The sequence below is a fragment of the Actinomycetospora sp. TBRC 11914 genome (assembly GCF_012933465.1).
Classification (GTDB): Bacteria; Actinomycetota; Actinomycetes; order Mycobacteriales; family Pseudonocardiaceae; genus Actinomycetospora.
Window position 1 is genome coordinate 306611 of sequence record NZ_JABBND010000002.1, and the last position, 12979, is coordinate 319589.

The 12979-nt window shown below is 73.7% G+C and carries 8 protein-coding genes; 6 read left to right on the forward strand and 2 right to left on the reverse strand.

Annotated elements, in window-relative coordinates; all coding sequences use genetic code 11:
* Positions 1 to 72: 72 nt before the first annotated feature.
* A complete protein-coding gene (gltB, locus tag HH311_RS07430; protein ID WP_169182976.1) occupies positions 73 to 4689 on the forward strand; it encodes a glutamate synthase large subunit in 4617 nt (1538 codons plus the stop codon).
* The gene (locus HH311_RS07435; protein WP_169182977.1) at positions 4682 to 6217 is read left to right on the forward strand and encodes a glutamate synthase subunit beta; all 1536 of its coding nucleotides are present in this window, start codon (positions 4682 to 4684) and stop codon (positions 6215 to 6217) included. Before gltB ends, HH311_RS07435 begins: the two co-directional genes overlap by 8 nt.
* An 18-nt stretch (positions 6218 to 6235) precedes the next feature.
* On the opposite strand, the gene HH311_RS07440 is transcribed toward HH311_RS07435, so the two are convergent.
* Positions 6236 to 7033: a peptidylprolyl isomerase gene (locus HH311_RS07440; protein WP_169182978.1), complete on the reverse strand. Its 798-nt coding sequence runs from the start codon at positions 7031 to 7033 to the stop codon at positions 6236 to 6238.
* A gap of 183 nt (positions 7034 to 7216) precedes the next feature.
* Here HH311_RS07440 and HH311_RS07445 point away from each other — a divergent pair, with 183 nt between their 5' ends.
* Both HH311_RS07445 and hisS read left to right on the forward strand, forming a co-directional pair.
* Positions 7217 to 7909 (forward strand): MBL fold metallo-hydrolase, encoded by a 693-nt coding sequence (locus tag HH311_RS07445; protein WP_169182979.1) that lies wholly within the window; start codon positions 7217 to 7219, stop codon positions 7907 to 7909.
* An 8-nt stretch (positions 7910 to 7917) separates the two neighbouring features.
* Positions 7918 to 9186, forward strand: a complete 1269-nt coding sequence (gene hisS, locus HH311_RS07450) for a histidine--tRNA ligase (protein ID WP_169182980.1) — start codon at positions 7918 to 7920, stop codon at positions 9184 to 9186.
* A gap of 7 nt (positions 9187 to 9193) precedes the next feature.
* Here hisS and HH311_RS07455 read toward each other — a convergent pair whose 3' ends face one another.
* Positions 9194 to 10030 (reverse strand): hypothetical protein, encoded by an 837-nt coding sequence (locus tag HH311_RS07455; protein WP_169182981.1) that lies wholly within the window; start codon positions 10028 to 10030, stop codon positions 9194 to 9196.
* A 333-nt stretch (positions 10031 to 10363) separates the two neighbouring features.
* Between HH311_RS07455 and surE the strand changes: the two genes are divergently transcribed.
* The gene (gene surE / locus HH311_RS07460) at positions 10364 to 11236 is read left to right on the forward strand and encodes a 5'/3'-nucleotidase SurE (protein ID WP_169182982.1); all 873 of its coding nucleotides are present in this window, start codon (positions 10364 to 10366) and stop codon (positions 11234 to 11236) included.
* A 64-nt stretch (positions 11237 to 11300) separates the two neighbouring features.
* Positions 11301 to 12956, forward strand: coding sequence for an NAD-dependent malic enzyme (locus HH311_RS07465; RefSeq protein ID WP_169182983.1), 1656 nt, complete (start codon positions 11301 to 11303; stop codon positions 12954 to 12956).
* The last annotated feature ends 23 nt before the right edge of the window (positions 12957 to 12979 follow it).

Here is a 12979-nt window from a genome sequence, read left to right on the forward strand (position 1 = left end):
CGTCCCACCACCGGCTCGCGACGACCGTGGCGGACCGAGCTCCGCCCTGCTCCCACCGAGGAGGCGCCCACCGTGCTGTTCTCCACCAACCCCGGCCCGCAGGGGCTGTACGACCCGGCGTTCGAGCACGACGCGTGCGGGGTCGGCGCGGTCGCGAGCACGACGGGGCGTCGCAGCCACGCGATCGTGGCCGACGCCCTGCAGGTGCTGCACAACCTGGACCACCGGGGGGCCGCCGGCAGCGAGCCCACCAGCGGTGACGGCGCGGGCATCCTGGTGCAGCTCCCCGACGAGCTGCTGCGCGCGACCGTCGGGTGCGCCCTGCCCGAGCCGCGCCCCAGCGAGGACGGCGGCGCCCCGGTGCACGCCTACGCCGCCGGCGTGGTCTTCCTCCCGGCCGACGACGACGGGCACGCCAAGGCGGTCTCGCTGTTCGAGCGGATCACCGCCGAGGAGGGCCTCGAGGTCCTGTGCTGGCGGGACGTGCCGACCGACCCCGAGGGCGCCGACGTCGGCTCCGTCGCCCGGTCGGCGATGCCCCGCTTCGCCCAGGTCCTGGTCGCGCACCCCGAGCGGGCGCTCGCCGGCATCGAGCTCGACCGCATCGCCTACCTCGTGCGCAAGCGCGCCGAGCGCGAGTCCGGCGAGCAGGGCTGCGGGCTCTACGTCGCGTCGCTGTCCAGCCGGACGATGACCTACAAGGGCATGCTGACGACCGACCAGCTGCCGCTGTTCTTCCCGGACCTGCGCGACGAGCGGCTGGTCAGCGCGATCGCCGTCGTGCACAGCCGGTTCTCGACCAACACCTTCCCGAGCTGGCCGCTGGCGCACCCGTACCGGACCATGGCGCACAACGGCGAGATCAACACCGTCCGCGGCAACCGGAACCGGATGCGGGCCCGCGAGGCGCTGCTGGGCACCGACCTCTTCCCCGGCGATCTGCAGCGGGCGATGCCGGTGTGCCCGGAGGACGCCTCCGACTCGGCGAGCTTCGACGAGGTGCTCGAGCTGCTCTCGCTGGGCGGGCGCACGCTGCCGCACGCGGTGATGATGATGATGCCCGAGGCGTGGGAGAACCACGCCGAGATGCCCACCGACCAGCGGGACTTCTACCGGTTCCACTCCAGCCTCATGGAGCCGTGGGACGGGCCGGCGGCGGTGGTGTTCAGCGATGGCACGCTGCTGGGCGCCACCCTCGATCGCAACGGCCTGCGCCCGTGCCGCTGGTGGCACCTGGCCGACGACCGCGTCGTGCTCGCCAGCGAGTCCGGCGTGCTCGACGTCGAGCCCGCGCAGGTCGTGGCCAAGGGCCGCCTGCGCCCGGGCCGGATGTTCCTGGTCGACACGCGGGCCGGCGGCATCGTCGACGATGACGCCTACAAGTCCGAGCTGGCCGCCGAGCACCCCTACGGCGAGTGGCTGCACGCCGGTCTCGTGCGCCTCGAGGAGCTCCGCGAGCGCGAGCACGTGGTGCACACCCACGAGTCGGTGGTGCGCCGCCAGCAGACCTTCGGCTACACCGAGGAGGAGATGCGGATCCTCCTCGCGCCGATGGCCACCACCGGCGCCGAGCCGCTCGGCTCGATGGGCACCGACACCCCCACCGCCGCGCTCTCCCGGCGCTCCCGGCTGCTCTACGACTACTTCGTCCAGCTGTTCGCGCAGGTCACCAACCCGCCCCTGGACGCGATCCGCGAGGAGCTCGTCACCTGTATGGCGCGCCCCATCGGCGCGGAACAGAACCTCTTCCACCCGGGCCCGGCGTCGTGCCGCCAGATCGTGATGCCCTCCCCGGTCATCGACAACGACGAGCTCGCGAAGCTCATCCACATCGACGACGACGGCGACATGCCCGGCTTCGCCGCGACGGTCATCTCGGGGCTCTTCGAGGTCGACGGCGGCGCCGACGCCCTGGGCGAGGCGCTGGACCGGGTGCGCCGCGAGGCGAGCGAGGCGATCGCGGCGGGCAAGCGGATCCTGGTCCTCTCCGATCGCGACTCCGACGTCCGGCGGGCGCCCATCCCGGCCCTGCTGCTGGTCTCGGCGGTGCACCACCACCTCGTCGCGACCCGGGAGCGCACCCAGGTCGCGCTCGTCGTCGAGTCCGGCGACGCCCGCGAGGTCCACCACATGGCGCTGCTGCTCTCGTTCGGGGCCGCCGCGATCAACCCCTACCTCGCGTTCGAGTCGATCGAGGACATGATCACCTCGGGACAGCTGGAGCATCTCGAGGTGGACCAGGCGATCCGGAACTACGTGAAGGCCTGCGTCAAGGGCGTGCTCAAGGTGATGTCCAAGATGGGCATCTCCACCGTCTCGGGCTACACCGCCGCGCAGGTCTTCGAGGCCGTCGGGCTCTCCCAGGAGTTCGTCGACGAGTACTTCACCGGCACCGCCTCGAAGCTGGGCGGGGGCGGCCTCGACGTCGTCGCCGAGGAGGCGGCGATCCGGCACCGGACGGCCTACCCGCCCAACCCGAGCGAGCGGGCGCACCGCGGGCTCGACGTCGGCGGGGAGTACGCCTACCGGCGCGAGGGCGAGCAGCACCTGTTCACCCCGGAGACGGTGTTCCTGCTCCAGCACTCCACGCGGACCAGGCAGCGCGACGTGTTCCGCCGCTACACCGCCGAGTGCGACCGCATCGCCGCGGAGGGCGGCCAGCTGCGGGGACTGCTGCGGTTCCGCTACGAGGACCGCACGCCGATCGACATCGACGAGGTCGAGCCGGCCACCGAGATCGTCAAACGGTTCGCCACCGGCGCGATGAGCTACGGCTCGATCTCCGCCGAGGCGCACACCGACCTCGCGATCGCGATGAACAACATCGGCGGCAAGTCGAACACCGGCGAGGGCGGCGAGGACCCGGTCCGGCTGTACGACCCGTCGAAGCGCTCCGCGATCAAGCAGGTCGCCTCGGGCCGTTTCGGGGTCACCAGCGAGTACCTCGTCAACGCCGACGACCTGCAGATCAAGATGGCGCAGGGCGCGAAGCCGGGCGAGGGCGGCCAACTGGCAGGCAAGAAGGTGTACCCGTGGATCGCCGAGGTCCGGTACTCGACGCCGGGCGTCGGGCTGATCTCCCCGCCACCGCACCACGACATCTACTCCATCGAGGACCTCAAGCAGCTCATCCACGACCTCAAGAACGCCAACGACCGCGCCCGGGTCCACGTCAAGCTGGTCAGCTCGGTCGGGGTCGGGACGGTGGCCGCCGGGGTGAGCAAGGCCCACGCCGACGTCGTGCTCATCTCCGGCTGGGACGGCGGGACGGGCGCCGCCCCGCTGACGAGCCTCAAGCACGCCGGGGCGCCGTGGGAGATCGGGCTCGCCGACACCCAGCAGACGCTCATGCTCAACGGCCTGCGCGACCGCATCTCGGTGCAGGTCGACGGCGGCATGAAGACCGGGCGCGACGTCCTCGTCGGGATGCTGCTCGGCGCCGAGGAGTACGGTTTCTCGACCGCGCCCCTGGTGGTCAACGGCTGCATCATGATGCGCGTCTGCCACCTCGACACCTGCCCGGTCGGCGTGGCCACGCAGAACCCCGAGCTGCGCAAGCGCTACACCGGCAAGCCGGAGTTCGTCGAGAACTTCTTCTGGTTCGTCGCCGAGGAGGTCCGCGAATACCTCGCGGCGCTCGGCTTCCGCACCGTCGACGAGGCGATCGGCCACACCGAGCTCATCGACGCCGGGCAGGCGGTCGACAACTGGAAGGCCAAGGGCATCGACCTGGCGCCGCTCTTCACGGTGCCCGAGGTCCCCGAGGGCGCCTCGACCGACCGGCGCCGGACGAAGTCCCAGGACCACGGCCTGGACAAGGCGCTCGACCGCACGCTGATCCAGCTGGCGGAGGGCGCGCTGGACGACGCGGTCCCGGTGCGCCTGGAGATGCCGGTCCGCAACGTCAACCGCACCGTCGGGACCCTGCTCGGATCCGAGGTGACGCGCCGCTACGGCCGGGAGGGGCTCGCGGAGGACACGATCCACGTCGAGCTGACGGGGTCGGCCGGCCAGTCGTTCGGCGCGTTCCTCCCGCCCGGGATCACCCTGGACCTCGTCGGCGACGCCAACGACTACCTCGCCAAGGGCCTCTCCGGCGGCCGGGTGATCGTCCGGCCGCCCGAGGGCGCCCCCTTCACCAGGACGTCGAGCACCGGGACGTTCGAGGAGCTCGGGCACGACGAGGCGCACACCATCGCCGGCAACGTCATCGCCTACGGCGCCACCGGGGGCGAGGTCTTCCTGCGCGGCCAGGTGGGGGAGCGGTTCTGCGTCCGGAACTCGGGCGCGCTGGCCGTCGTCGAGGGCGTCGGCGACCACGCCTGCGAGTACATGACCGGCGGCCGGGTCGTCGTGCTGGGGGCGACGGGGCGCAACCTCGCCGCCGGCATGTCCGGGGGCATCGCGTTCGTCCACGACCTCCCGGAGGTCCGGGTGAACGCCGAGATGGTCGACCTGCTCGAGGTCGACGGCGAGGACGCCGAATGGCTGCGGCACGTCGTCGAGCGCCACCTCGAGTACACCGACTCGCCCAAGGCGGCCCGGCTGCTCGACGACTGGGACACCCAGGTCCGGCACTTCACCAAGGTCATGCCGACCGACTTCCAGCGCGTCCTCGACGCGACCCAGCGCGCCCAGACCGAGGGCCGCGACCCCAACGAGGTGATCATGGAGGTGGCGGGTGGCTGACCCCCGCGGGTTCCTCACCCACGAGCGCGAGGACAACCCCAAGCGGCCCGTCGAGGAGCGCCGCGCCGACTGGCACGAGGTCTACGCGCCGGTCACCGACCCCGACGTCGAGGCCGAGACGCGCCGGCAGGCGGCGCGCTGCATGGACTGCGGCATCCCGTTCTGCCACTCCGGCTCGGCGGGCTGCCCGCTGGGCAACCTCATCCCCGAGTGGAACGACTTCGTCCGGCTCGGTGAGTGGGGCCGGGCCTCGGAGCGGCTGCACGCCACCAACAACTTCCCGGAGTTCACCGGCGCGCTGTGCCCGGCGCCCTGCCAGGAGGCGTGCGTCCTCTCGATCACCGAGCAGCCCGGGTCGGTGGCGATCAAGCGGGTCGAGTGGTCGATCGCCGAGGTCGCGTGGCGTGACGGCCACGTCGCCCCGCAGCCGGCCACGGAAGCGTCGGGCAAGCGGGTCGCCGTCGTCGGATCCGGCCCGGCCGGGCTCGCGGCGGCGCAGCAGCTCACCCGCGCCGGTCACGAGGTGACGGTGTACGAGCGCGACGACCGCCTCGGCGGCCTGATGCGCTACGGCATCCCCGAGTTCAAGTTCGAGAAGTGGGAGCTCGACCGGCGGCTGGAGCAGATGCGTGCCGAGGGCACCCGCTTCGTCGTGAACTGCGAGGTCGGCGGCGACGGGGCGTCGGCCCTGCCCGTGGAGCGGCTGCGCGCCGAGTACGACGCGGTGGTGCTCGCCGTCGGCTCGCTGGCCGGGCGCGACGACCGCACGATCGAGGGCCGCGACCTCGAGGGCATCCACCTCGCGATGGACTACCTGACGCCGGCCAACCGCGAGTGCGAGGGTGACGGCCCGTCCTCGATCACCGCGCGCGGCAAGAACGTCGTCGTCATCGGCGGCGGCGACACCGGCGCCGACTGCTACGGCACGGCGACCCGCCAGGGGGCGATCGGGGTCCACCAGCTCGACCAGTACCCGGCGCCGCCGGTCCTGCGGGACCCCTCGACGTCGCCGTGGCCGACCTGGCCCTACGTGTTCCGCACCCCGCCCGCGCTCGAGGAGGGCGGTGAGCGCCTGTTCGCGACCGCGGTGCGCCGCTTCGTCGGCGACACCCGCGGTCACGTCCGGTCGGTCGAGCTCGTCTCGGTCGAGGTGCGCAAGAACGACGACGGCTCCCGCGAGGTCGTGCCGACCTCGGAGGAGATCCACGAGGTGCCGGCCGACCTGGTGCTGTTCTCGATCGGGTTCACCGGACCCGACGACATGGCGCTGATCCCCGGGCTCGGGATCGAGCGCACGAAGAAGAACACGATCGGGTGCGGCTCGGACTGGCAGACCGACGCGCCCGGCGTCTTCGTCTGCGGCGACGCCCACCGCGGCGCCTCGCTCATCGTGTGGGCGATCGCCGAGGGCCGCTCCGCCGCGGCCGCCGTCGACACCTACCTCTCGCCGGACGGGCGGACCGACCTGCCGGCGCCGGTGCACCCGGGGGCGCTGCCGCTGAGCGCCGCGGGGGCGTCCGCGACCTGAGCCGCCTGGTCCGTGCCGTCAGCCCTGGACCTGGGCCTGGGTGATCTGCACCGGGAGCTTCGGCTTGCCGTCGCCGTCGCCGTTGGAGTTGTCGCTCCCGGCGGCGGCGACCTTGTCGAGCACCGCGAGCCCGGCGTCGCTGATCCGCCCGACGACGGTGTACTGCGGCGGCAGCGCGGAGTCGGCGTACACGAGGAAGAACTGGCTGCCCGTCGTGTCGGGCTGCGAGGTCTTGGCCATGGCGACGAGCCCGCGGGAGTAGTCCGAGGCGCCCTGGCCCTGCGGCGACGGCGGCAGGTTCGTCGGCGGCTCCTCGGCGTAGCGGAAGCCGGGGCCGCCCGAGCCCGAGCCCGTCGGGTCTCCGCACTGCAGGACCTTGAGGCCCTCGCCGGTGGTGAGCCGGTGGCACGGGGTGTCGTTGTAGAAGCCCTGCTGGGCCAGCGACGTCACGGCGTTGACCGCGCACGGGGCCTGCGCCCGGTCCAGGGTCATCGGGATCGCGCCCTGCGAGGTCTGGAGCGTGACGTTGACGGTGCCGGTGCGGGCCGGGTTCGCGTCGGGGGCCTGGACGGGCTTGGAGGCCTGCCCGTCGGGGATGTACTGGCAGGCGCCCGACGCCGCCGCCGGCGCGGCCTCGGAGGTGGACGGCCGCGTCGCGAGGTAGATCCCGACGGCGGCCGCGACCACCACGACGACGGCGACCACCGCGCCGATCGTCAGTCGCTGCCGACGACGGCGGGCGCGCTCGGCACGCCGCTCGATCTGCCGCTCCAGCTTGCGCTTGGCCGCCTTCCGGCGCTGCTCGTTCGTCGGCACGGCGGCATCCTAGGAAGTCAACGCGAGGTGAGTTCGGGCAGGTCAGGTCCGGGCGCGGGTGACCCTCGGTGCGCGGGGCCGCACGGACCGCGAGATCGCCTCCGCCGGCGCTGTCGCCTGGGTCGGCGACAACCAGCGACCACTAGGGTGGTCGGGACGCCCACCCGAGGGAGGACTGAGGACGTGCTGGTCGCCGGGTTCCCGGCCGGGAGCTTCCAGACGAACTGCTTCGTGGTCGCACCCGAGGAGGGCGGCCCGTGCGTGGTCGTCGACCCCGGGCAGGACGCCGAGGAGCCGCTGCGACAGGTCCTGGCGCAGCGGCGGCTGACGCCGGTCGCGGTGCTGCTGACCCACGGCCACCTCGACCACATGTGGTCGGTGACCCCGGTCTGCGACGGCGACGACATCCCCGCCTGGATCCACCCGGAGGACCGCTTCATGCTCGCCGACCCGCTCCGGGCGGTCGGCGAGATGGGCGCCCAGCTCGCGGCGATGTACCCCGGGCTGGAGTTCCGCGAGCCGGGGCGGGTCGAGACCCTCGACGACGGCGCCACCCTCGAGCTCGCGGGCCTGGAGCTCACCGTCGACCACACCCCGGGGCACACCCGCGGCTCCGTCGTCTTCCGCAGCGCCACCGACGAGGGGGCGCCGTTCGTGCTCGCCGGGGACACCCTCTTCCAGGGCAGCATCGGGCGCACCGACCTCCCCGGCGGCTCGCTGCAGGAGATGATGACGAGCCTGCGCGACAAGCTCCTCGTGCTGCCCGACGAGACGGCGGTGCTGCCCGGGCACGGGCAGCCGACCACGATCGGCGACGAGCGCCACACCAACCCGTTCCTGCAGGGCACGCCGAACGCGCCCGGCCGGAACCTGTAAGAGGACACATGGCCGAGATTCCGCAGGGCGGGTTCACCGCCCCGAAGGGCATCCCCGAGTACGTCGGGCCCGAGTTCACCGCGGTGCGCGACACCCTCGTCCGCGAGGCCGACCGCGCCGGCTACGCCCACCTCGAGCTGCCGGTGTTCGAGGACACCGCGCTCTACGCCCGGGGCGTCGGCGAGTCCACCGACGTCGTGTCGAAGGAGATGTACACCTTCGCCGACCGCGGCGGCCGCACCGTGACGCTGCGGCCGGAGGGGACCGCCGGCGTCGTGCGCAGCGTCATCGAGCACGGGATGGACCGCGGGACGCTGCCGGTCAAGCTGCGCTACCAGGGGCCCTTCTTCCGCTACGAGCGCCCGCAGGCCGGCCGGTACCGCCAGCTGCAGCAGGTCGGGATCGAGGCGATCGGGGTGGACGACCCCGCACTCGACGCCGAGGTCCTCGCCGTGGCCGACGCCGGGTTCCGCGCGCTCGGCCTGACCGGCTACCGCCTGGAGATCACCAGCCTGGGCGACGCGACGACCCGGCCGGCCTACCGCGCCGAGCTGCAGCGGTTCCTCGAGAAGCTCGACCTCGACGAGGACACCCGCGAGCGGGCCCGCATCAACCCGCTGCGGGTGCTCGACGACAAGCGGCCCGAGGTGCGCGAACAGCTCGCCGGGGCGCCGCTCATGGTCGACCACCTGTCCGACGAGGCCGCGGCCCACCACCGCAAGGTGCTGGGCTACCTCGACGACCTCGGGGTCGCCTACACCGAGAACCCGTGGATGGTCCGCGGCCTGGACTACTACACGAAGACGACCTTCGAGTTCGTCCACCCGGGGCTCGGCTCGCAGTCCGGGATCGGCGGCGGCGGGCGCTACGACGGGCTCATGGCCGAGCTGGGCGGCCCGGCGCTCTCCGGGGTGGGCTTCGGCATCGGTGTCGACCGCACCCTCATGGCCTGCCACGCCGAGGGGCTGGAGGTCGCGCCGGCGCGGCGGGTCGAGGTCTTCGGGGTGCCGCTGGGGGAGGCGGCCCGGGACCGGCTCGTCGGGATCGTCGGGCAGCTGCGCCGCGGCGGCATCCGCGCCGACCTCGCCTACGGCGGGCGGGGGCTCAAGGGGGCGATGAAGGCGGCCGACCGGTCCGGGGCGCGCTACGCGCTGGTGCTGGGCGAGCGCGACCTCGACGGGGGCGTGGTCCAGCTCAAGGACCTCTCCGACGGCTCGCAGACCGAGGTGCCGCTCGACGGTGCCGTCGCCGCCGTCGACCGGGCCCTCGGCTCCTGACCCGCGGCTAGCTCCGCCGCGGGTACTCCTCGGGCGGGGTGACCCGGATCGGCGTCGTGCGGTCGTCGGCGGGGGAGCCCGCCGAGGTCACCCGCATGGGGACCGGTGACGGCTTCCGGGTCGGGGCCGCGGACCGCTCGACCGCCTCGCGCGCCGCCCGCTCCGTCGCCGCCTGCAGCGTGCGGGCCATGACGCGCCGCGCGAGCAGTACGCACAGGTGGCAGAGCGCGACGTAGGCCAGGAACTTCACGACGTCCTCGGCGTGCCCGAGGAACGTCGCGAGCGGCGGGATGCGGTCCTCGAAGAAGTCCTCGGCCTCGTCCCCCACGAGCGACCCGCCCAGCAGCGCGAGCCCCGCCAGGAAGGTCAGGCCCAGCCGCTCGCGCCGCAGCGGGCCGAACGCCCACGCGACCAGCGCGATGCCGACCACCGCGTACACCGCGAGCCCGGCGGTCTCCGGGATGCCCATCCCGGGGAGCACGGCGTCGTGGACCATCATCATGTCGTCGAAGCCGAGCCAGACGCAGAGGATCGCGACGGCCAGCCCCGCGGTCTGGGCGGGCGACGTCGCACCCTCGTCCCCGGTGTGCCGCGACCACGCGCGGGACACGACGAGCGAGCCGATCGCGATCCCGGCGCAGACCATGAGCGCGCTCGAGAACATGATCGTGAAGAGCCCGGAGTACTCGGAGTCCTCCGGGAAGCGGTCCTGCAGCACGATCGTCAGGTCGTGCCCGGTGCCGCCGTAGACGGCCAGCGCCAGGCACAGCAGCACCCCGGCGGGGAGGACCGAGCGCAGGAGCATCCGCCCCGCCTCGGCCAGGTCGGTCCGTTCGGCCGGCACCGGACCGGCCGGGTGGTCGGTGCTCGGTGCCGCGCGTGTCGTGGTCGGTGTCGTCACAGTGGTCAGGCCCCCTGCCCGCGTCACGTGCCGGAGCGGCCCTGTCGCCCCCAACAAGGCCCGTCGCTGCGGCAACGATGAAGTGAACGGGAGGGTAATGAGGACCCCACGGAAGAGCGATGTCGGGTCGTGACCTCGACGTTTTCGGACAGATCCCGTGCGCCTGGTGGACAGCGCCGGCCGGTCGGGGCAGGCCGGCGCCGTCACGCCCCTAGGATCGCGGCCCCGGACCGGAGCGGCCGGGCGCCGACCCCGATCCGGAGATCCCCGTTGACCGTGCCCCGGCCCGTGCGCCACGCGGCGCTCGCCGTCGTCGTCACCGGGGCCCTCGCCGCGTGCGCGGGCCCGGTGCCCGCGGCCGACGTCGCGCCCGTCGCCACGTCGGCCGTCACGACGACGCCCGCGCCGCCCCGGCCCACGACCACCCCGCCGCGGCCCGCGCCGCCACCGCGGCTGCGCATCCTGCTCACCGACGACGACGGGTACGACGCCGGCGGCATCCGGGCGGTCCGGGCCGCGCTCACCCGGGCCGGCCACGACGTCGTCGAGGTCGCGCCGGAGGACAACCGCAGCGGGGCGGGCGCCGACACCAGCGGCGAGCAGGACCTCCGGGACACCGACGACCCGGGCGTGCGCACCGTGTCCGGCACCCCGGCCGACGCCGTGCTCGCGGGGCTCGCCGCGATGCGCGCGGACGGCGGAGGACCCGACCTCGTCGTCTCCGGGACCAACCTCGGCCGCAACACCGGCTCGGGGATCACCGAGTCGGGCACCGTCGGGGCGGCGGTGACCGCGGCGCACGCCGGGGTCCCCGCCGTCGCGGTGTCCACCGACCGGGCCCACGACGAGGACGACTGCGCGTCGACGGCGCAGTTCGTGGCCCGGCTCGTCGGCGCGCTGGCGACGACCCGCCCGCCGTTCGCGGCGGGCCTCGTGCTCAACGTCAACCACCCGGCCGGCCGCTCGTCGGGCCTGGAGTGGCTGCCCCCGGCGGACATCTCGCTCGACGGTGACCGGATGGACCTCGACGGCGACGTCGGGGACGACGACGGCGGCCTCGGTCGCGGCCGGACCACGATCACCGAGCTCCACCTCGACGGCAGCTCCCCGGCGTCGGTCCGCGACCGCCTCGCGGATCTCGCCCCCTGACGGGAGCGGGGTCCGGGAGGCACGCTGTCCGGGTCACCGAGGAGCACCGGCCGGGAGGACGGCGATGGAGCCCAGCCAGATACTCAGCGACCCGCTGCGCACCAAGGGCACCGCGTTCACCGAGGAGGAACGCCGGGACCTGGGCCTGCTCGGGCTCCTGCCCCACGCGGTGACCAGCCTCGACACCCAGGTCCGGCGCTCCTGGAACGAGGTCCACCGCATGGCGACCGACCTGGACCGCTACGTCTACCTGCGCTCGCTGCAGGACCGGAACGAGCACCTCTTCTACTCGGTGCTCGCCGCGGACGTCCCCACCGCGCTGCCGCTGGTCTACACCCCGACGGTCGCCGAGGGCTGCCGGCGGTTCTCCGAGATCTGGCGGCGCCCGCGCGGGCTGTACCTGTCGTACCCGGACCGCGCCGACCTGCGCGCGATGCTGCGCAACCGCCCGCACACCGAGGTCGACGTCATCGTCGTCACCGACGGGCAGCGCATCCTGGGCATCGGCGACCAGGGCGTCGGCGGGATGGGCATCCCCGTCGGGAAGCTCTCGCTCTACACCCTGATCGGCGGGATCGACCCGGCCCGCACGCTGCCGATCCTGCTCGACGTCGGGACCGACAACGCCGACCTGCTCGACGACCCCTTCTACCTCGGCTGGCGCCACCGTCGCATCCCCGACGACGAGTACTTCGCCTTCGTGGAGGACTTCGTCGCCGCCGTCGCGGCCGAGCTCCCGGACGTGCTGCTGCAGTGGGAGGACTTCGCGACGCCCCACGCCGCCCCGATCCTCGCCCGCTACCGCGACCGGCTGCTGACTTTCAACGACGACATCCAGGGCACCGCCGCGGTCGCCCTCGGCGCGCTGCAGGGTGCCACGGCCGTCGCCGGCACGCGGCTGCGCGACCAGCACGTCGTCATGCTCGGCGCGGGGTCCGCCGGCATCGGGGTCATGGAGATGGTCCGCCAGGAGATGGTCGACGAGGGCGCTTCCGACGACGAGGCCCGCGCGCGCTGCTGGGTGGTCGACGTCCGGGGGCTGCTCACCACCGACCGCGAGGACCTGGCCGACGACCAGCGGGCGTTCGCGCACGACCCGGCCGACGTGGAGGGCTGGAAGGTCAGCCATGAGGAGGGCAGGACGAGCCTGCCGGGCCTGGCGGACGTCGTCGAGCACCTCGACGTGGGGGTGCTGCTCGGGCTGTCCACCGCGCAGGGCGCGTTCACCGAGGAGATCGTGCGGACCATGGCCGGCAAGGTCGACCGGCCGATCGTCTTCCCGCTGTCCAACCCGACGGCCAACGCCGAGGCGCGTCCCGCCGACATCGACGGCTGGACCGACGGCCGGGCCCTCATCGCCACCGGCTCGCCGTTCCCGCCGCTGGCGCGGGAGGACGGCGAGGACATCCCGGTGGCGCAGTGCAACAACGTCTACGTCTTCCCAGCCGTCGGGCTCGCCGTGACCGCCGCCCGGGCCACCCGGGTCACCGACGCGATGATGCGCGCCGCCGCCCGGGCCCTCGGGAGCGCCTCGCCCGCGCTGCGCGACCCGCGCGCCCCGCTGCTCCCGTCCTGGGCCGACGTCCGCGACGTCGCCGACGACCTCGCGGTCGCGGTGGCGGTGCAGGCGGTGGCGGACGGGGTGGCCCCGGAGGCGGGCGAGGACGAGCTCCGCGCCGCGGTCCACCGGACCCGCTGGACGCCGGGGTACCGGGCGTGACCTCGCCGTCACCCATGCGGCGC